The following is a 20,807-nucleotide window of genomic DNA, read 5'->3' on the forward strand; positions in this document are numbered from 1 at the left end:
TCTCCTTCTTCCTAACTATTCTTGTTCTAGCAAAGTTAACTCTGTTTCAAGAAATTCCACCAGTTCTTTAATCATTTCTTCAGAAAAATCAAAGCGAATCCCCGCTTTTTCATAAACTTCAGCTAATGATTTTGAACTTCCTAGAGCCATTGCCTCTTTATAGTTTGTTAATGTTTGATTTTTGTTTTCTTTATACTGACGATACATTTGCACGGCACCTAATTGGGCAATGACATATTCAATATAATAAAATGGAACTTCAAAAATATGTAAAACCCCAAGCCATGCTATTTCACGCCATTTTTCAAAACCGGACCAATCAACAAAATTACTATCGATTTCTGTTAACAATTCCGCATATTTTTGATTTCTTTCTTCAACCGAATGATTCGGATATTCATACAGCCAATGCTGAAATTGATCAATCACAACACCAACCGGTAAAAATTGAATAATGCCTTTCATTTGCTCTTTTTTCGCTCGCATGAAATCTGCTTTTGTTGGATAAAATTGTTCCCATTTATCCATTGTTAACAGCTCCATTGTCATACTTGCTAGTTCACTAGATTCCATCGGAGTTTCGCGATAAATTTGGAGCGGTAATTCTTTTTTAAAATCATTATGAATACAATGTCCCATCTCATGAAATAAAGTGATCATATCATCATGTGTTTTGGCATGGTTCATAAAAATAAAGGAAAGTTCTGAAATCGGTAACGGAGCACAAAAACCACCGGGAGACTTTCCTTTTCTACTTTCTAAATCAAGCATCCCTTTTTGATTCATCTGCTCAATTAATTCAGCAAATCTTGGATCTAATTCTCCAAGCACGTTTCGAACTCCATCAATCAATTCAGCTGTATTTGAAAATGGCTTTAAACGTTCTTCTCCTGCCAACACAGCTGATACATCCCATGGTAAATAGGTATCAACGCCAAGTTTTTTGGCATGCTCTTTTTGTAATTTTTCTTTTAACGGTTTTACATGTTTGGCAATACTAGCCGCTAATGTTTTGCAATCTTCTGGTGAATAATCAAACCGTTCGTATTTTTTAAACATATAGTCTCGATAATTGGCTAGATTGGCGTACTCTGCTTTTTTCTGCCTAATTTCTATTAGTTCGGACATGATTTTTTGGAGCGGCTCCTCCGACTCGATAAATGTTTCTCGAATGGCCGTCATCGCTTTTTTTCTTTTCTTTCGATCTGTATCTTGTAGAAAAGGAGACAATTGCGGAAGTGTTAACTGCTCCCCTTCCCACTCGACAACCGCGGCTCCTGTAATTTCAAAATAGTTGGTAGCGAGTCGATCTTCTTCAATTTCAAGCCTAACATTTTCTTTTCGAAACAAACTTTCGGCATTCTTTTTTCTTTTAAGCATAAACGCATACTCTTCTTCTGGGAGCTGCTCTAATGCTTTAGATGCAAGCAGTTTTTGATCAAGTTTAGCTTCATATTGCTTCACGAGCGGTTCGATTACTTCTTGATCTTGTTCAAAAGCTTTTTTGGCTTCTTCACTATCATTATAACTATTAAAATCAATATAATGACCTGTTAATGCCTCCTCAATTGCATCAAGAAGTTTGGTTTCTTCTTGTAAATAAAAAAGAATTTCTTCTGTAGAATGTAAAGGGAGTTTCAAAAGCTGTTCAAATTGGTCCGATAATTGTTGAGTATTCGAGAAATCAATCACTTCTTGATAAAATTTCGTCATTTTTTCAGCTCCTTTTCTCTTATCCTACCAAATAATCGCCTAGAAAACGACCGCTTGCCCTACATTTTAACTCTTTTTTGCAACGATTAGTTACCTGTTAATAAAGTCGGATAAACATAAGGCAATTCAGGTTGATAAACAGAAATCATCTCACTCACATCAATTTGTGGAATGAGCTGTCCCTCATACTCTCTTGTTTGTATAACTCCACGAACGGTTACCCATCCTGATTTTAAATGGTCGCTATGTTCAGATGATTGAACGATAAATCCATATCCAATCGCATCTGCGACACAGCATGTGAAGGCAAACCGTGCAATCGCAAGCTCTCCTTTTTCCAAAAGGGGATCATCATGTACAAACCCGGTAAATTCAATCTCCTTACCAATATATGAGTCTAGTCGTAAATGTAATAGAGCAAGTACATCTAAAAACATTTCATCCTGGACAATAAGTTTCTCATTTTGCTCAACTTCCCTCGCAATCCTCGTATAATGCTCCTCAATAAAATCGCTATTTTTCTCTAACCGGTCATCCGATAGTGGAAAAGTATAAGAAATTCCTTTTAGTTCAGCCATTTTAGTAGAAAGGGCATAATCTGGCAAAATAAATCCGATCACAAGAATAATAAATAATAATAGTAATGTACTATTTTTCCCTTTTTTAGTTTCCTCATGTGCCACACAATTACATGAGTGCGTTTCTTTTGCTGTGGCTGTGCTCCTCCAAATTTGACTTAGACCTAATAGAAGGAAAAAGACCATACCGATAATCACAATAAAATGCATAGAAGGAGCCACATAATAATCAAGCGATCCTGATAAAATCATCGCTAGTAATAATAAGCCAAACCCTAATAATAAAATACCAGAGAAATAGGAATAGCTTTCATTTATTTTATTCATTAAGATCCTCCCCCAATAAAGGCGATAACGAGCATTGTCAAAAACACGACGATCGTCACAACTACATGAAAAGCGATAATAAATCGCCATTTGAAGGTCGAAAGCATCATGAGTGTATTTTTTAAATCAAGCATTGGTCCGTAAATGAGAAAAGAAAGTGTCGCTTCAAAAGAAAAAGTACGTCCAAAAGAAGCGGCAATAAACGCATCTGCTTCCGAGCATAATGAGAGTAAATAACCTAAACCCATCATCATCATAATGCCGAAAACAGTCGTATCACCCGTTAACGCCAGCCAGTCCCTTGCAAAAAAGGTTTGAAATAGACTAGCTAAAAAAGCACCTATTACAAAATAACGAGCCATAAACAAAAAATCATCGGCTGTATGATAAAAAATCCCTTTGATCCCTTTCTCATGTACATGTTCTTCATGTTCACTCATTTCGTCGTACTGTAGGACATCCGTTTTCCCCCGCTGACGAAAAAGAATATACATGATAATCGCAATGAGGCATGTACAAATAAACGCTAGCCCCATTCTCCACCCAACCATTGACCAGTCGAGATTAAACGCATAATACGTTGAAGCTGCCACTATCGGATTTAAAATCGGGGCAGCGGTCATAAAAGCAACTGCAACATGAATCGGAACTCCTTTTCGAATGAAATTACGAATGACCGGAACGATCGCACATTCACAAATCGGTAATAGACAGGCAAGAATTAAAGCCGGAATTATACTTAAAAAAGGATGTTTTGGAATCCACTTAGAAATATGGCTTGGTTTAATATAAAGACCAATAAAGGCTGACATAAGAGCACCCGCAAGTAAAAATGGAAAGGCTTCTATTAAAATACTAAGGAAAATCGTCAAAAAAGAGACCGTCGTCTCAGATAAAACAAAAGACCACTCTGCCTGCTTAAAAGCTGGGAAGGCGGCAAGTAAAATGACGATCCCAATTAAAAGAATAAAACCAAACACATCTGTAAAAAAAGCTTTCATCCTATCGCCCCTTCCATCTCTTTTACTATATCTATTAAAATAGAGAGGATATAGAACTTATGAAAACGAATTTACTAGATTTGTTTGGTTTTTAATTTAACCTATTAAAATTCCTTGCCTATTCTGACGAGCGTCGATATTCGTAAACGGCCTCCACATTTGCTTGAACTTGTAATTGCCCAAGCTGGACGGGTGTCTGCGAAGAGGCTTCGAATGAATGTATGCGAGGTGTAAAAGGTTGAACAGGTGCACTTAATTCTTTAATTGCAATCGGAACCTTATCTAAATGAACACCTATTTCCGCAGTTAATACCGTTGCTTTTCTAGTTACATCAGCAACCGCTAGTAATAACGCTTCATCATAGGCCGCTTTTTCATCCTGTAACGTAAATTGAATTGACTGCACACGATTAGCCCCATTTAATACAGCCGCATCGACAACTTCTCCTGTTAAATCGATCTGATCAAGAGTTATTTGCACAATATGAGTAAGACGGTAAGAGCGAAATACTTGCTGGCCATCCTGATAGTCATACATAGGTATTAGTTGATATTCGATTGTACGAATATCATTTGCTGGAACACCTAATTGCTGAAGAGCAGAAATAATTTGATTCATTTTCTCACCATTTTCAACTTGCACCGTTTCAACAAGGCTTCCTTCTGTTTCAACCCCAAGTTGGATTACACTCTGATCAGGTGTAGCACTAACCTCCCCCGTACCAAATACAATCAATCGATCTTTTCCATGTTCAAGATTCATGATTAACCTCCTTAAATATAAAGCGAAGTCCGTTTGGTCAGAAGCGAGAAAAAATATAGGGCGACTATTGAAGACGCTCTTTGTCTTCATATAGACGACCGATTTTCTCGAGCTTCTAACGGATGCAGCTAGACTAAATGTACGTTTATATTTATTCTAACGATAAAAACACAAGAACATAAAAATAAAAAGGCCGCAAATCGTTATCATTTGCGGCTAGCTCTCTTTATCCAAACTGAGCATAATGAAGGCGGCTATACACACCATCTTGCTCGATTAATTCTTCATGATTTCCTTGTTCCGTTATACCCTCTTTTGTGACGACAATAATTCGATCGGCATTTTTAATCGTCGCTAAACGGTGAGCAATCACTAACGTTGTTCTCCCTTTTGAAAGTTCAGCTAATGACTGCTGAATCGCCATCTCCGTTTCCGTATCAAGAGCAGAAGTCGCCTCATCCAAAATTAAAATCGGTGGGTTTTTCAAAAACATTCGAGCAATAGCCAATCTTTGCTTCTGTCCACCAGACAACTTCACGCCTCTTTCGCCAATCACCGTTTGTAAACCTTCTGGTTGTGAACGAAGGAAATCATCTAACTGAGCTTTTTTAGCAGCTTCATAAATCTCCTCATCGGTTGCATACAGCTTTCCATAAGCAATATTTTCACGAATCGTCCCTGAGAATAAAAAGACGTCCTGCTGCACGATTCCAATTTGTGTTCGTAACGATTGTAAGGTAATATCTTGGATGTTATGACCATCAACATAGATATTCCCTTCACCTATTTCATAAAAACGAGGCAATAAGCTACATAATGTTGTTTTACCAGCACCTGATGGCCCCACAAAAGCAACCGTTTCCCCTGGTTGAATCGATAAGCTGATATTATCTAAAATATTCTCTTTTCCACCATATCCAAATGAGACATTTTGATAGGAAATCGCCCCATCCACAGTAATATCCTTTGCGTTTGGATGATCGGCAATATCCGGTTCTGTATCCATAATTTCTGTATATCGTTTAAAGCCAGCAATTCCTTTTGGATAACTTTCAATCACCGCATTAATTTTTTGAATCGGTCCAAGTAAAATATTCGATAATAAAATAAAGGCAACAAATTCACCATACGTTAATTCGTTATTAATGACAAAAAAGGTCCCAAAAAGAAGCGTAAATAAAGTCACGACCCGCATAAACATATAGTTGGACATGACGTTTTGTGCCATAATTTTGTAGGATTCAAGTTTTGTTTGGCGGTACATTTGATTGTTTTTCGCAAATTGTTTCTGCTCGTATTTTTCATTGGCAAAGGCTTGAACAACACGAATTCCGCCAATACTATCCTCAACACGAGAATTAATTTCCGCGACATCACCAAACATTTTTCGGAACGTCTTAGTCATTTTTTTATTAAAGTGAATGGCAAAGATCATTAGTAATGGAATGACGATAAATGAGATAATCGCGAGCTTCCAGTTGATGCCTAGCATAATTAAGAAAGCTCCAAGCAAAGTCATCACTGCAACAAAAACATCCTCTGGCCCATGATGGGCAACTTCGCCAATTTCCTCAAGGTCCTTCGTTAATCTTGAAATCGAATGACCTGTTTTATTATTGTCATAATAACCAAAGGAAAGCTTTTGCATATGACCAAACAGCTTTTGTCTCATATCTGTTTCTATATTAATCCCAAGCTTATGTCCCCAATAAGTGACAACAAAATGAAGAAATGTATTTAGACCATAAATAATCAGAAGACCTACACACGCCCAAATGATAATATGCCATTCCCCTTGTGGCAACAAACGGTCAATGACTTGGTTAACCGCGATCGGAAACGCCAACTCAAGCAAACCTACTAAAATGGCACACGAAAAATCAAGAATAAAGAGCCATTTGTACGGCTTATAATAAGAAAAAAATCGTCTTAACAATCTATCTCACTCTCCCTAACAAGTTCATTTTCTCTTTGATACTTAGATAGACGAAATAATTAGCAAAAAAAAGCTTTATTTATATCTATAAATAAAAGAAAACGAACTAATTGATAATGATAATCAATTATAAACTGATTTCCAAACATTTTCAATCCTTGATCAAGATAATTTTGGCAAATTAAAAAGAATGAAGAGTCGTAAACCTCTTCATTCAAAATGGAACAAACGTTATTCATTTCACTTTTCAGATTAGCTATAACGCTCTAATAAATCATATAAGAAACCACCATTATTAGTAAGATCCAATAAATCCAAAGCAAAATAGGAAACGACTCCAGTCACGATAGCCCAGCCGATTACACTGCCTAACACCCAAGCCGTCACTAACTTCTTACTGCTTCCAAGTGAAATCGCCAACAGGACAGCCAAATGACTTCCAACAAAAACAGGCCCGAGAATAGCTAGGCCTGGGAGCCCATATCGATTCATGATTTTTTCCGCTCTTGCATTTTTTTTATTTGAACCCTTCCCTTTTTTCTCTCTTCTTTTCCTCTGCCATTCTCTAATTCGATCAGCAAGAGCAATCACTAAAATAACCGTAATGACATTTCCAGCTACCCCAACTAAAGTGACAAGGAAAACATTTAATCCAGCAAGCGCCCCGACAGGAATCGTAAATACAACTTCAATAAATGGTGTCGCCGCCGCTAAAAAAACAATAATGTACGCAATAATAAAAGCGATAATCCATCTCCTCCAATTTCTCACAATTTCTTTTATTTTACCTCTTATACTAAAAATGTAAAGAATTTATCTTCCTACCCTTCATTTTGAATAAAAAAAGCTTAAATAAGACTATTTTCCATAATCTTGATAAACTGATTGACGCTTCGACTTGTTCTAGTGTACTATTCAATTAATACACTAGAACAAAATGTATAGGAGGAATAAAAATGAGTGCTTGGATTCAATTAGTCAAAAAAGAATTTCGTTTAGGTATTGGGATGCTCTATGCCGTTTTAGCCGGAACACTTGTTATAACAACCGTGAGTTTTATCGCTTCTATTATTGGAGGAATGCCCTTTGAACAGATAACCATGTTCGCTTTACTGCTCCTATTTTTCCATTTATTTTTTCTTATTATTTATTTATTAAATAGTTTACAAAAAGAAAAGCTTCAGTTCTGGTTGCATAACCCCTTGCCTGGATATGCCCTATTATTAGCGAAAATAGCGGCTGGGGTTATCTCTATGGTTCTTTCTATGATATTCACGACTTTTCTGTTTTTCATCCCCATCCTGCTTGGGGGGTTAAGCTTTTCACTCGATCAGAGTGGCGTATCTGTTTTACCTGAAGCAATCACCCTTTTTCTGTCTTTGTTTGTTAACTTTTCATTGCAAATGACGGTCGTCTTTCTTTTCTTTTGGGTCATTTATCTATGTTCACAAAATTATCTAAACACAGGATTCAGTTTTATCCTAACCCTGTTTCTCTTTCTCTTATCGATGTTTATCTATGGTCAATTTACACAAACAAGTTTCTTTTCTTCACTAACTAATTGGGGATTAATCTCACTTGAAAATACAACGAGCTGGTTTAACTTCACCCATTCCATAGACAAAATATCGATTACACTTGAGCAAACCAGCCCTTCTTTTTATATGGGGAGGTATGTAATAGAAGGACTTATTCTCATTGGGTTATTTTTCGTTACAAGTTGGCTCCTTGATCGAAAAATTGAGGTGTAACCTATGAGCGATACTTTTCATTCATCAAAACCAATCTACATCCAGCTAGTGGAACGAATTAAAAAAGAAATTGTTCGCAATGATTTAAAACCGGGCGATAAACTTCCTTCTGTTCGAGAGATGGCTCTGCAATCTGGAGTCAATCCGAATACAGTGCAACGGACGTATCGTGAATTAGAGTCAGAAGAAATCGCTGAATCAAAGCGTGGTCAAGGCACATTTGTAACTGAGAATCAAGTTGTACTCGAAGAAATGCGACAGAAGTTAAAAAATGAGGAAATTGCTCAATTTGTTAGTAGCATGTACGAAATGGGTTATCAAAAGGAAGAGATTTTAACAGGCTTAGAAGAATTTCTTAATGAATATAATCGAGGTGAAAAAGGATGATTCAATTTTCAAATGTGACCAAACATTATAAAAGGAAAACAGCCTTAAAGGAGGTAAACCTTGAGTTGTCACTCGGGAACATCATTGGTTTAATTGGTGAAAATGGCAGCGGAAAATCAACCCTCTTAAAATTAATCGCTGGACTTATCCACCCTTCAAATGGCGAAGTCACAATATCCGAAGAAAAAGTGACTCGTCGAATCGCGGCAAAAGTAAGTTATTTATCTGATCATGATCACTTTTACTCTTATATGACTGTTTCGGATACGCTCGCTTTTTATCAAAGTCAATTTGCTGATTTTAATATGGAAAAAGCAAAAGAAATGATTAATTTTATGAACTTAGAAGCTGCAGACAAAGTGAAACATTTATCCAAAGGAAATCGGAGTCGTTTAAAAATCATCTTAGCCATAGCCCGAGATGTTCCAATCGTTCTTTTGGATGAACCTCTATCCGGATTAGACCCACTTGTACGCGATTCGATTATTAAAAGCCTCATCTCCTTTATTGATTTAGAGAAACAATTGATTTTAATTACGACCCATGAAGTAATGGAAGTTGAAATGATTTTAGATGAAGTCATCGTCCTAAAAGACGGGCAAATCATCGGTCATAATCATGTGGATGATTTAAGAATGAGAGAGAATAAAGGTGTATTGGAATGGATGAAGTCGCTCTATGCATAATGAAAACTCAAATTGAACGAGGCTAGGTGTCGTTATGAATTTTTTATTCGTACCGTAATTGGGTACAACACATCCTTTCATTACCTATTCCGACTTTTACGCACTGTAATTTCACATCTCTTGATTTTTCATTACCAATACTTATTCCCCCCTTTTCCATATTCCTCTCAAAACGTTTGATTTTACTAAAAAGCTGCTTCAAAAGATCGATTGATCTTTTGAAACAGCTCTTCCATCATCATTTATGTTCAATCTCATTTAAAATCGTTTTAGCGATCTTCTCATCAAGCTCTTCAAAGTCATCATATGAAATCGTTTCATACAATTCCTTCCTTGTTTGCATATCTTCAAGAGCCCCGACCTGTGTACCTTCCTTTTTAATCAGTTGGAACACACGTTCATAAGCTTTCGCAGCTACTCGTAAGGACGTAACAGGATAAATAACGATTTGATAACCTAATTTCTCAAATTCCTCCGCTGTTAAATAAGGCGTTTTCCCGAATTCGGTCATATTCGCTAATAAAGGGACTTTGATATGTTCGACAAATTGCTGAAATTCCTCCTCTGATTGTAAGGCTTCTGGGAAGATCGCATCTGCTCCAGCTTCAACATATGCTTTGGCACGCTCAATCGCCGCCGCTAATCCTTCATTTGCCCGAGCATCGGTTCTCGCCACGATGATAAGAGATGGTGCAGTCTTTTTAATCGCTTGAATTTTTTGGACCATTTCCTCTGTTGTCACAAGCTCTTTTCCGTTTAAATGCCCACATTTTTTTGGCAATTGTTGGTCTTCAATTTGAACAGCTGCGACATGAGCTTCATACATTTCTTGGGCCGTCCTCGCCACGTTTAACACGCCACCAAAACCTGTATCGATATCAACAAGTAGTGGCAAGTTGGTTGCTCGAATAATTTCACGAGCTCGTTCGGCCACTTCTGTCGACGTAATAATCCCTAAGTCAGGTAACCCTTTACTAGCGGTATAAGCGGCTCCCGATAAATATAATGAGGCAAAGCCTGCCTTTTTCGCAACTAATCCAGCCATCGCATCATGTGCTCCAGGCATTTGTAAAATCTCTTTTTTTTCGATGAGTTGCTTAAACTGACTCGCTAATTCTTCTTGCGATATTGGTTGTTCAATAATCCAAGCCATACTTCCCCTCCTTACTTCACAAATAATTCTACAAAGTCATCGACATTCATCGTCGAAAGTTTTGCATAATCATAACTGATTGCTTCTATTTCTTTTAATTGCTTTTTGGAATAATGAGTTAACAAATTATGATGATATTTTTCCGTGATTTTTGGTTTCGCTTCATCACGGCGGAACCTGTGACCAAGTGGATATTCACATTCGACTTCCTCTGTGTAATGTCCATCCTTAAAATAAACTTGAACGGCATTAGCGATGGAGCGTTTTTCTGGGTCGAGATAGTCAGCCGTATAACGCGGATTCTCATTAATGACCATTTTTGCTCTCAATTGATCAATTCTAGGATCAACAGCGACATCATCCTCATAATCCTCTGCTACAATATTGCCTTTTAATAAAGCGATTGCCGTAATATATTGTAAACAATGATCACGGTCAGCTGGATTATTTAATGGACCCCTTTTATCAATAATCCGTATAGCCGATTCATGGGTTGTAATGACAATTTTATCGATTTCATCTAAACGGTTGATCACTTGCGGATGAAGAGCAACTCCCGCTTCAGCTGCCGTTTGTGCATGAAATTCAGCTGGATAAGAGACTTTAAATAAGACGTTTTCCATAACATAACTCTTAAGTGGTTGGCTTAACACCAATTCTTTTTTATTAAAAAGAACATCTTGGAAGCCCCATCCCGGTGCACTTAAAGCCGTTTGATAGCCCATTTCACCTTTGACCGCCATTAAAGCAAGTCTAACCGCTCGACTCGTCGCATCTCCTGCTGCCCAAGATTTACGAGAGCCAGTATTTGGTGCATGACGATACGTTCTTAAGCTTGAATTATCGATCCAAGCATTAGAAAGAGCATTAATGATTTCCTCACGACTACCACCAAGCATTTTTGTTACGACCGCTGTTGTCGCAATCTTGACATAAAGAACATGATCTAGTCCGACTCGATTTAAACTATTTTCTAAAGCAAGCACCCCTTGGATTTCATGAGCTTTAATCATCATTTCTAAAACTTCCAACATTTTCATTGGCTCTTGACCTTTTTTTAATCTTTCTTGACTAACAAAATCAGCGACTGCCAAAATACCGCCTAAATTATCAGAAGGGTGACCCCATTCCGCTGCTAACCAAGTGTCATTATAATCCAACCAACGAATCATCGTCCCAATATTAAAAGCTCCTTGAATTGGATCGAGCACATGTGACGTACCTGGGACTCGAACACCACTTGGGACGATCGTTCCTGGTACTACTGGTCCGAGCAGCTTTGTACATTCTGGATAATTTAAGGCAAGAATGCCACAGCCGAGTGTATCAATGAGCACATAGTGTGCAGTCGAAAAAGCCTCTTCACTCGTAATCTCTTCATTTAACACATAATCGGCTATTTGCTCTAATAAAAGATCGGTTTTCTGGTTTTCATTCGTTTTAATCATCAACTATCTTCCCTTCAATTAATAATCTTTGCCAATATAACGAACACGTGGGCGGAATAGGCGGTTATTTGAATGCTGCTCTACCACATGTGCGGCGAGTCCAACTGTCCTCGCACTAAAAAAGATCGGTGTATATAGTTCAATTGGAATTCCGAGCTTCCAATAAACTGGTGCCGCGTAATAATCGAGGTTAGGATATAGTCCCTTCTCTTCTCGCATCACTTTTTCACCCGCTTCACACATCTCTAATAATAAGAAATCACCGTCTTTTTCACTTAATTGTTTTAACGATTCCTTCATAATTAATGCTCTTGGATCCATCTTTTTCATATAAACACGATGTCCAAATCCCATTACCTTTTCTTTTTTGACAAGCTTTTGATATAATTGCTCTTCAAAATCAGCAACCGTGGATGCATCATTTAACATATACATTACCGCTTCGTTTGCTCCACCGTGCAAATGCCCTTTTAAAGAGGCGACCGCTCCCGTTAAGGCCCCATACATATCCGAATTTGTTGAGGCGATAACCCTTGCCGCAAACGTTGAGTTTGGCATCTCGTGCTCACTATATAAAAGTAAAGAGCGATCAAAAATCTCCGTTTGCCAGTCCTCTGGAACCTCTCCCGTTATCATGTATAAAAAGTTCGCACTATAAGTTAATAGGGGATTTGGCAAAATCGCCTCTTTTCCGTTCAGAATCCGATGAGCATTAACCGTAACCGTTGGCAATTGGCCAAGTAGCCGGTAGCCACGTTCCTTATTGATGTCCAAATGACGGTTTTCAATATCTGTATCATAACCAGCTAAGGCAGAAAGACCTGTACGTAGCCCGTCCATTGGATGCGTATTTTTCGGTAGTAACTTCATGATTGAAAAAATCTCCATTGGAAGATCATAATTCTCTTTTAATTTTTCAACGGTCTTTTCCTTCTCCTTCTCTTTAGGTAGCTCGCCTTCCAATAATAAATGGACAATATCGAGATAATCGTTTGTTTTGGAAAGTTCGATTAAATCATAGCCTCGAATGACAATCTTCTCTTTTTCTGTATCTAAAAATGAAAGCTCTGTTTCTGCAGCGATAACTCCTTCTAAACCAGGACCATATTCTTTTAAGCTCATAAACATCCTCCTTAAGTATAAAGCGGAGTCCATTTGCTCAGAAGCGAGAAAAAATTAGAACAGCTGATGAAGACGCTTTTTGTCTTCATTCAGATGGGCGATTTTTCTCGAGCTTCTAACGGACGCAGCTAGATTGATATTTTTAGATTGTTATACAGTTCGATCACCTTAATCAATAAACGATACTACCTCCTTTACCTCATTTTTATTTCCTTCATAATCATTTCTTTGTAAACCCTTTCATACCTTCAAATAAAATCAAAAAATAACAACAATTCGTTATCTGTCTTTATTATAAAATTGATCAAACAATTAGAAAAATATATAATTTTTATTAATAACGATAGATTTTTTCTATATCTGAGATCGGAGTGTTCACTTTTGAAAAAACAGGATTGGGAAATGCTCGTTACTTTATTTCATACAGAAAACATAACTTTAGCTGCTGAAAAACTATTTGTATCACAACCAACCCTTACGTCGAGGTTACAAAAGTTAGAAGAATATTACGGTGTTCCATTAATTATTCGAAAACAACGCGGAGTGATGTTTACACCAGAAGGAGAGAAATTAGTCTTACATGCAAAAAAAATGTTAGGTGAACTACGAAAAATCGAAGAAACGATTGATAATATGAAAAACCAAGTTTCAGGAACATTACGAGTCGGCGTATCCAACTTTTTTGCAACCCATAAAATGCCCAAACTCCTAAGACTATTTAAACAAGTTTACCCAAATGTTGAATTTCAAGTCGTGACAGGCTGGAGTAGTGATATGTATCGCCTCATCTTAAATCAAGACGTCCATATTAGTTTTATTAAAGGCGATTTTGCTTGGAAGGGGAAAAAGGACTTACTTTACGAAGAAGAAATTTGTGTCGCCTCCCCTTGGGAATTCAACTGGGAAGAGCTACCTACTTTACCGAGAATTGATTATCATACCGATGAAAATATGAGAAATCTTACCGAACGATGGTGGTATACGCTCTACCAGCAACCACCAAATATTAATATTCAAGTGAATCAAGTGGAAACTTGTAAGGAAATGATTATTAATGGATTAGGCTATGGTATATTGGCAAATTTAGTTGTCAGGCCTTATCCAGAGCTAATTACAAAACCGTTAGTACTTCCATCTGGTGAAAAATTAACACGCCATACTTGGATGTATTATCACGAATCCACCTTACAACTAAACCTAGTTCGTTCTTTTGTCGAGTTCATTAAAAAAATAGACGTCAAAGCCCTTTAAACAGAAACAACACTGACCGATAAAAAGTACCTAAGCAATTTCCTTTACTCAGGTACTTTCACTTATTTAGGGTCATCATCTCGTTTTATTTCTTCTTTATTTGGAGCAATTTCTTCTGAGGCTTCTGTTTGATAACGATAAGGAGCTGTTCTTTTTTCTAACTTTTCACCATTATTTAGTACATACATCAGTAAGTATTGGTGATAGTAATACTCAAAGATTGCTAAACCTGTTGCCGCTAGTAACGATGGGAAAAATAAATTCGCTCCATATGTTAAACTTTGACTAACGAACCAAATAAGGAAAAGGGCTAAACCAAAATCAGTGATCGTTGCGACTGTATTACTGATTCGCGGCATAATAAATAAATCACCTAAATAAGAAACAACACTTACTACTAAAGACAGAACAAACACATTGCCGATTGATACATGATAAAATAAACCAAAAATGATAAACAAAAAGGCAAAAGAGATCACCCATTTAAGTAATAACGCTTTGAAATACTGCATTTTTTTGACTCCTTTCACTCATAGTATGTTTCAACCAAAATGAACTATTCACCGATCGCAGATTCAACGGACTCTAGCGAATAAAGAATAGATTCACTTTTGAAAAAAACTTTCATATCATAAGTCCTCATAAGGTCATGAAAATGATAAAATCTATAGTTGAGAACATGTCTAAGCAAGTCTATGAGGGGGATTAATCGACTCATGCGTCGAAGTAAGTACTCTAAAAGTTCCCATATTTATTTTAGGAGGAAACAACATGGATGTTTTTACAGAATATTTAACAAAAATTGATAATCCAGATCATCGAGAGCGAACGGAAGAAGTTTTAACTTGGGTAACGAAGGAATTTCCAAACTTAGTGCCTAAAATTGCCTGGAATCAGCCAATGTTTACCGATCATGACACATATATTATCGGTTTTAGCGTATCTAAACAACATTTAGCCGTTGCCCCAGAAAAGGCAGGGATTGATCATTTTTCTGATGAAATTATCGAGGCTGGCTTTGATCATACGAAAGAGTTAGTTCGTATGAAGTGGAATCGTCCAATAGATTTCTCTTTACTTAAGAAAATGATCGAATTTAATATAATCGATAAAGCAGACTGCACCACTTTTTGGCGGAAATAAAAAATAGGATAACCATTAGAAATTCAGAGGTGACTTTATGGAGATAGAGAATATATTCGGCCATTTACCTATATTAGAAACAGAACGTCTTATCTTAAGAAAAATAACTTTAGATGATATACAAGATATGTATGATTATTGTTCTAAGGGTGAAGTATCTACATACGTTACTTGGGAAACACACAAGACATTAGCTGATACTAAAGAGTTTGTTGAATTTGTCCTAACCCAATATGAAAAGAACAAAATCGGCCTTTGGGGAATTGTGTTTAAAGCAAACGGAAAATTAATCGGTACGATTGATTTTGTTTCGTGGCAAGTCAAACATCGTATAGCAGAATTAGGCTATGTCATTTCTCCAGATTATTGGGGACAAGGGATTACGACAGAAGCAGCAAATGAATTAATTAAATTTGGCTTTCATCAAATGGAATTGATTCGTATTCAAGCAAGATGTTTTGTAGAAAATAAAGGGTCAGAACGAGTCATGGAAAAAATAGGGATGTCTTTTGAAGGGACTATTCGAAAAGGCATGTTAGTAAAAGGAAAACACGCGGATATCAAAATGTATTCTATCCTAAAAGAAGAGTACTCTTCTTTTAATATGTAAATAATAGATAGAGGTTTCGAAATAATCGAATAAAATTGGAGGGTCATTTTAAATGACTGAAGGTTCAGATTATCCAAAAGTGACTGCCCCGTACTCTTTTAATTTTATTGTTTTCTGTTACTCATTATTAAACAATCAAAATCAAATAATACCAATAAAACTTACTAATAGTGAAAAGGTTGAAAGTGCTATAAAAATAAAACATTGCTGGGAAGAACAATGTAAGTTAATAGAAAAAGAACATGAGTATGTTCTTTATGGTTCAATAGAAACTTCATTGCTCACTAATATTTTCCCTAATCTAAAGGAAAAAACAAAAAAAGAAATCCTATTAGCATTTAATTCAATTTGGTCTTATATAACATCTGGACTCTTATTAGAACAAGTATGCATAGCTAATTTAGATAGGATTAAACAAATAAGGAAAATTGAAAAAGAACTTTTTGTTGTATACGGCCAAATACCCCCAAATTGTAGATTGCACCTGAAAAATATAGGTGATTTTATATGTATTAATGAGTATTTATAAAAGGGTAACTTAATGCTTTAATGGTTTTAGAAAAGAGAAATCAACTTGCTATCATTAAAAAACATAAAAAGAGCCCTGGAATTGAATCCAGAGCTCTTCATTTATTACTCTTCCCAAACCTTTACTTCTTGCATTACGTCACCTTGCTTGATGCGGTAAATTGAATCAAGACCTTCGACAACTTGACCGAATACGGTATGTACACCATCTAAATGTGGTTGTGGCTCATGAACGATAAAGAATTGGCTACCACCTGTGTCTTTACCAGCGTGTGCCATTGAAAGAGCACCTGCTACGTGTTTGTGTGGGTTTCCTGCTGTTTCACAGTTGATGCTGTAACCAGGGCCGCCTGTTCCGTTTCCAACTGGGCAACCGCCTTGAGCAACAAAGCCAGGAATAACACGGTGGAATGTTAAACCATTGTAATATTCCTTATTCGCTAAGTCCTCAAAGTTTTTTACTGTATTTGGTGCTGCTTCTTCATAAAAGTCGATGACGATTTTTTCGCCATTTTCGAAAGTAATGCTACCTTTTTTCATAATATGTATACCTCCATTTATTAGATTCACCTTATTGTACACGAATTCATATTGAAAGTGAAATGAAAGAAGCAATCTTTCCAAAATCGTCAAGATCGCTTCCTTATATTACTATTGCTTTACAACACTTACTAAAGGCTTATCTAATCGGATTAAGTCGGCATAGCTTTCGCGCTCAATCACAACATATGCATCGCCTTCCTCTACAAATACAACAGCAGGACGAGGAATTCGGTTATAATTATTTGCCATCGAGTATCCGTATGCCCCAGTACAAAACACAGCGAGAATATCTTCATGATTGGCTTTTGGTAATGGTAAATCCCAAATGAGCATATCACCACTCTCACAGCATTTCCCTGCAATCGAGTACACCTCTTCGGTTTGTTCAGCCGCTCTATTTGCAAGTACAGCCTCATATTTTGCTTGATATAAGGCTGGTCTTAAGTTATCACTCATCCCACCATCAACAGATAAATAATGACGAATCGCAGGAAGTTCTTTAGAAGAACCGATCGAATAAAGAGTTGTACCCGCATCCCCAACTAAAGAACGACCTGGCTCAATCCAAATTTCCGGAAGGTCCATATTAGATTCCGCCGATTTTTCTTTAACAACACGGATCATCTCTTTGATATAATTTCCAACTGGTAGTGGAGCATCTTCTTCCGTATAACGGATACCAAAACCACCACCTAAATTTAAAACCTTTGGGACATATTGATAATTTTCACGCCATTGATTAATATATTGATAAATCTTTTCAACCGCCATCACAAAACCAGTTGTTTCAAAGATTTGCGAACCAATATGACTATGGATGCCTAATAATTCAATTTTTTCTGCCTTTAAAGCACGTTCAATCGCTTCAGCCGCTTGACCGCTTTCTAAATCAAATCCGAATTTAGAATCTTCTTGGCCTGTTGAAATATAATCATGTGTATGAGCCTCAACTCCAGGTGTAATACGTAACAAAACATTCATCTTTGTTTCTTTTTCTAAACAAATCCGACTTAGCTGTTCAAGCTCATAAAAGTTATCAACAACAACACAACCAATTTTAGCTTCAACAGCCATTTCTAATTCACTTATGCTTTTGTTATTGCCATGAAAATGGATACGTCCCATTGGAACATTGGCTTTGATCGCTGTATATAATTCCCCACCAGAAACAACATCAAGGCTTAAGCCTAGCTCTGAAGCTAATTGAAACATCGCTAAACAGCTAAAAGCTTTACTAGCATACGCTACTTGATAAGGTACGCCCTCATCTATAAATGCATCTTGAAATTGTTTAGCACGTTGTTTAATTAAGGCCATGTCATAAACAAATAAAGGTGTTCCATATTGTTTCGCTAGTTGGACCGTATCAACCCCACCAATTTCTAAATGACCAAATTCATTAATTCGACTCGTTCCATGTGTATACATTTATCTCTCTCCTTTATACGATCGTCATCTCTTTTGTGGAGAACACCTATCATTGTTAAGCCTACTAAAAAAGAAAAAACAGCTAGTTGTTACACTAGCTGTTTGCTGACGTAACCTCACTCAAAAAGAATAGTTCTCCACTGATCAAAATCAGTGACAGTCCGTTATTTATTCAATAACGACCCAGCTTTATAAATGGTGGTACATTTATATGCTTCGGCAAGTTGACCTTTTTACTTAAGTCATCGCTATCCACTAGCTCTTTAAGTATACTCATTCGCCTTGCACCTCTACCCCACTTTCACATGAGGTTCATGAAATTGTTGCTATAACTTTACCATAATCATACGTTTGTCGCAACCAGATCATTCACCAATTATCAATCATTTTTATTCTTTTTTCACATCCTGCTTAATTGGGTCTTGTGGGCTTACAATACTCGGTCTCCATCGCATCGAAGGGACATTAGCACGAATCACGAGCTGCCATAATGCTGGAGGATCAAATGGAATAAATGGCCAGAAATACGGCTTATTTAAAGGCTTAATTGCCGTTAAGCAAAGGATTAAAAGGAGCGTTCCAATCACAAAGCCAGGCACTTTAAAAAATCCAACCGCAAGTACGAGTAAAATCCTGACAATTCGAAGTGCCACCCCTAACTCATGACTAGGGGTCGCAAACATACCAATCGCCCCTAAGGCTACATATAAAATAACCTCAGCTGTAAAATAGCCGACTTCAATCGCCATTTCTCCAATCAGTAATGCAGCTACTAACCCTAATGCCGTTGCTAAAGGAGAAGGCGTATGGACAGCTGCCATCCTCAGGAGCTCAATCCCAAACTCAGCAAAAAGAATCTGTAAGAGAATCGGAATATTATTTGTTTCCTCTGGACCAATAAAATCTAAAATAGGCGGTAAAAGGGCCGGGTTAATGACCAACAATAACCAAAACGGAATAATAAATAATGAGGCAAATATCCCTAGTGTTCTCGTCCACCTTAAAAAAGTACCCACAGCTGGTGCTTGACGATATTCTTCTGCATGCTGTATATGATGGAAAAACGTCGTCGGTGTAATAATAACACTTGGTGATGTATCGACCATGATCAACACATGGCCCTCAAGCAGATGAGTCGCAGCGACATCTGGTCTCTCCGTATAACGCACAAGCGGAAATGGATCATAACCTTGTCTAACAATATATTCTTCAATCACTTTATCTGACATCGTGATCCCATCTATTTCAATCGCACCGAGCTCTTTTTTTAGAATATTAACAAGGTCTGGATCGGCAATTCCATCAATATACGAAATGCAAATATCTGTTTTCGACCGAACACCGACCTTAGTGATCTCATTACGTAACCGCTCATCTCGAATTCTTCGTCTCACTAAAGCAGTATTAATTATTATGTTTTCGGTAAAACCATCTCGTGCCCCACGAACGACTCTTTCTGTATCAGGTTCTTCCGGCCCTCGACCTGGGTATGAACGCACATCGATAATAAACGCTTCATCATATCCTTCAACAATGATAAAAATAAGACCAGAAAGCATTTGCGTAATCGCTTGATTGACCGAATTCGTTTCTTCTACTTGTACATGTGTCAAATGATTTTTTATAGTTGCAAAAACTTCCGTCGTTTTCCGGTTTCTCGCCCCGAGTTCCATGAGCTCCTTCATAATTTCAATAATATATAAGTTGTCTGTGAGACCCGTTACATAATAGATGCCAATTTTCTTGTCTAATATGACGAGTTCCCGAACCCCAACATCAAATGTTTGGTCAAGGCCAAGCCTTTTTTCCAAGTATGCGATATTCTCATCATAATTTTTTGAGAAATACTTTTCCTCAACGGTTGGTTTTGTCATAAAATCCACTCCTTTCTAAGATTAGCTGCACCGCCTTTTTCGTAATGGGTGCTCCTTTTTGCACAAGATCAAAACCACCCATTTTCCCGATATCTCCTACACCAACGACTATCGGCAGGTTAAACTCATCCAATATATATAATGTATCGCCATTTATTCTCCCAATTTCTAAGTCTGGAAATCCTGCTTTGTCTACACCGTATTCAGTTAAGTTACCAAAACGATCGATACTAACATCAATCTTTGCCCATTCACGCGAATGAGTCGCAGAAGCTACGGCTATCGCTCCTAACACATTCATTTGCGGATGGTCATAGACGATTCTCATCGCATGCTCACCTAAACCTTCATAACGACTCCCACTATCATCAAACATAACCAACACAGGACTATTTGGAGTTTTTAAAATAAGTTGGACTAATTCTTTTCCTGTCAAATGAGAAGGGTTTCCTGATGATTGACTAATACACCGACCACCTACTTCAGTTGCCGCTAATTGCACGGCCTTTTTGGCTGCATCGTCACCATCCGTAATAAAGATGACATCACGTTTATCCAACACTTC

Annotated in this window: 21 protein-coding genes and 1 riboswitch; of the genes, 7 read left to right on the forward strand and 14 right to left on the reverse strand. The window is 37.2% G+C overall.

The window, feature by feature from the left end; translation table 11 throughout:
- Nucleotides 1-15: 15 nt before the first annotated feature.
- From BALCAV_RS03390 to BALCAV_RS03415, 6 genes are all read right to left on the reverse strand, one after another.
- Entirely contained in the window at nucleotides 16-1,713 is a 1,698-nt protein-coding gene (locus BALCAV_RS03390) for a M3 family oligoendopeptidase (protein ID WP_003323907.1), read from the reverse strand.
- Nucleotides 1,714-1,799: 86 nt separating this feature from the next.
- Nucleotides 1,800-2,618, reverse strand: a complete 819-nt coding sequence (locus BALCAV_RS03395) for a TIGR03943 family putative permease subunit (RefSeq protein WP_003323906.1) — start codon at nucleotides 2,616-2,618, stop codon at nucleotides 1,800-1,802.
- Nucleotides 2,618-3,619, reverse strand: a complete 1,002-nt coding sequence (locus BALCAV_RS03400) for a permease (protein WP_003323905.1) — start codon at nucleotides 3,617-3,619, stop codon at nucleotides 2,618-2,620. The genes BALCAV_RS03395 and BALCAV_RS03400 overlap by 1 nt, the downstream gene beginning before the upstream one ends.
- A gap of 118 nt (nucleotides 3,620-3,737) precedes the next feature.
- Complete coding sequence (locus BALCAV_RS03405; protein WP_003323903.1) at nucleotides 3,738-4,382, reverse strand: SIMPL domain-containing protein; 645 nt, start codon at nucleotides 4,380-4,382, stop codon at nucleotides 3,738-3,740.
- Between the two features lie 226 nt (nucleotides 4,383-4,608).
- Entirely contained in the window at nucleotides 4,609-6,318 is a 1,710-nt protein-coding gene (locus BALCAV_RS03410) for an ABC transporter ATP-binding protein (protein ID WP_003324389.1), read from the reverse strand.
- Between the two features lie 252 nt (nucleotides 6,319-6,570).
- Nucleotides 6,571-7,089: a small multi-drug export protein gene (locus BALCAV_RS03415; protein WP_003324388.1), complete on the reverse strand. Its 519-nt coding sequence runs from the start codon at nucleotides 7,087-7,089 to the stop codon at nucleotides 6,571-6,573.
- A 185-nt stretch (nucleotides 7,090-7,274) separates the two neighbouring features.
- Here BALCAV_RS03415 and BALCAV_RS03420 point away from each other — a divergent pair, with 185 nt between their 5' ends.
- Genes BALCAV_RS03420 through BALCAV_RS03430 form a run of 3 tightly spaced genes read left to right on the forward strand, consistent with a single transcriptional unit; the run spans nucleotide 7,275 to nucleotide 9,142 of the window.
- Nucleotides 7,275-8,069 (forward strand): hypothetical protein, encoded by a 795-nt coding sequence (locus tag BALCAV_RS03420; protein ID WP_040323499.1) that lies wholly within the window; start codon nucleotides 7,275-7,277, stop codon nucleotides 8,067-8,069.
- A 3-nt stretch (nucleotides 8,070-8,072) separates the two neighbouring features.
- Entirely contained in the window at nucleotides 8,073-8,456 is a 384-nt protein-coding gene (locus tag BALCAV_RS03425; RefSeq protein ID WP_003324627.1) for a GntR family transcriptional regulator, read from the forward strand.
- Nucleotides 8,453-9,142 carry an ABC transporter ATP-binding protein gene (locus BALCAV_RS03430; RefSeq protein ID WP_003324628.1) on the forward strand — a complete coding sequence of 230 codons (690 nt, stop codon included), beginning with the start codon at nucleotides 8,453-8,455 and terminating at the stop codon, nucleotides 9,140-9,142. Before BALCAV_RS03425 ends, BALCAV_RS03430 begins: the two co-directional genes overlap by 4 nt.
- Nucleotides 9,143-9,380: 238 nt before the next feature.
- Here the strand turns inward: BALCAV_RS03430 and prpB are convergent, their stop codons facing one another.
- From prpB to mmgD, 3 genes are read right to left on the reverse strand one after another with little or no spacing between them, the layout of a single operon-like run.
- Nucleotides 9,381-10,295 carry a methylisocitrate lyase gene (gene prpB / locus BALCAV_RS03435; RefSeq protein WP_003324629.1) on the reverse strand — a complete coding sequence of 305 codons (915 nt, stop codon included), beginning with the start codon at nucleotides 10,293-10,295 and terminating at the stop codon, nucleotides 9,381-9,383.
- Between the two features lie 11 nt (nucleotides 10,296-10,306).
- Nucleotides 10,307-11,743: a bifunctional 2-methylcitrate dehydratase/aconitate hydratase gene (locus BALCAV_RS22520; RefSeq protein WP_003324630.1), complete on the reverse strand. Its 1,437-nt coding sequence runs from the start codon at nucleotides 11,741-11,743 to the stop codon at nucleotides 10,307-10,309.
- Between the two features lie 18 nt (nucleotides 11,744-11,761).
- Nucleotides 11,762-12,865, reverse strand: a complete 1,104-nt coding sequence (mmgD, locus tag BALCAV_RS22525; protein WP_003324632.1) for a citrate synthase — start codon at nucleotides 12,863-12,865, stop codon at nucleotides 11,762-11,764.
- A 381-nt stretch (nucleotides 12,866-13,246) separates the two neighbouring features.
- Between mmgD and BALCAV_RS03450 the strand changes: the two genes are divergently transcribed.
- Entirely contained in the window at nucleotides 13,247-14,116 is an 870-nt protein-coding gene (locus BALCAV_RS03450; protein ID WP_003324662.1) for a LysR family transcriptional regulator, read from the forward strand.
- A gap of 62 nt (nucleotides 14,117-14,178) precedes the next feature.
- Here BALCAV_RS03450 and BALCAV_RS03455 read toward each other — a convergent pair whose 3' ends face one another.
- A complete protein-coding gene (locus tag BALCAV_RS03455) occupies nucleotides 14,179-14,628 on the reverse strand; it encodes a DUF2512 family protein (protein ID WP_003324661.1) in 450 nt (149 codons plus the stop codon).
- 259 nt (nucleotides 14,629-14,887) lie between these two features.
- Between BALCAV_RS03455 and BALCAV_RS03460 the strand changes: the two genes are divergently transcribed.
- Genes BALCAV_RS03460 through BALCAV_RS03470 form a run of 3 tightly spaced genes read left to right on the forward strand, consistent with a single transcriptional unit; the run spans nucleotide 14,888 to nucleotide 16,398 of the window.
- Nucleotides 14,888-15,259, forward strand: a complete 372-nt coding sequence (locus tag BALCAV_RS03460; RefSeq protein WP_003324660.1) for an iron chaperone — start codon at nucleotides 14,888-14,890, stop codon at nucleotides 15,257-15,259.
- A 37-nt stretch (nucleotides 15,260-15,296) separates the two neighbouring features.
- Nucleotides 15,297-15,869 (forward strand): GNAT family N-acetyltransferase, encoded by a 573-nt coding sequence (locus BALCAV_RS03465; protein WP_003324659.1) that lies wholly within the window; start codon nucleotides 15,297-15,299, stop codon nucleotides 15,867-15,869.
- Nucleotides 15,870-15,921: 52 nt separating this feature from the next.
- Entirely contained in the window at nucleotides 15,922-16,398 is a 477-nt protein-coding gene (locus BALCAV_RS03470) for a hypothetical protein (RefSeq protein ID WP_003324658.1), read from the forward strand.
- 104 nt (nucleotides 16,399-16,502) lie between these two features.
- Here BALCAV_RS03470 and BALCAV_RS03475 read toward each other — a convergent pair whose 3' ends face one another.
- The 4 genes from BALCAV_RS03475 to spoVAEA all read right to left on the reverse strand — a co-directional run bounded on the left by BALCAV_RS03475 (nucleotide 16,503) and on the right by spoVAEA (nucleotide 20,801).
- Nucleotides 16,503-16,937 carry a peptidylprolyl isomerase gene (locus BALCAV_RS03475; RefSeq protein WP_003324656.1) on the reverse strand — a complete coding sequence of 145 codons (435 nt, stop codon included), beginning with the start codon at nucleotides 16,935-16,937 and terminating at the stop codon, nucleotides 16,503-16,505.
- A 111-nt stretch (nucleotides 16,938-17,048) separates the two neighbouring features.
- Entirely contained in the window at nucleotides 17,049-18,368 is a 1,320-nt protein-coding gene (gene lysA, locus BALCAV_RS03480; RefSeq protein ID WP_003324655.1) for a diaminopimelate decarboxylase, read from the reverse strand.
- Between the two features lie 122 nt (nucleotides 18,369-18,490).
- Nucleotides 18,491-18,669: riboswitch (Lysine riboswitch) on the reverse strand.
- 88 nt (nucleotides 18,670-18,757) lie between these two features.
- On the reverse strand, nucleotides 18,758-20,242 hold the full coding sequence (locus BALCAV_RS03485; protein ID WP_003324654.1) for a spore germination protein: 1,485 nt from the start codon (nucleotides 20,240-20,242) through the stop codon (nucleotides 18,758-18,760).
- Nucleotides 20,223-20,801: a stage V sporulation protein SpoVABEA gene (spoVAEA, locus tag BALCAV_RS03490; RefSeq protein ID WP_003324653.1), complete on the reverse strand. Its 579-nt coding sequence runs from the start codon at nucleotides 20,799-20,801 to the stop codon at nucleotides 20,223-20,225. Before spoVAEA ends, BALCAV_RS03485 begins: the two co-directional genes overlap by 20 nt.
- Nucleotides 20,802-20,807: the final 6 nt, after the last annotated feature.

It is taken from the genome of Alkalihalobacillus alcalophilus ATCC 27647 = CGMCC 1.3604 (assembly GCF_000292245.2).
GTDB classification, from domain to species: Bacteria; Bacillota; Bacilli; order Bacillales; family Bacillaceae_D; genus Alkalihalobacillus; species Alkalihalobacillus alcalophilus.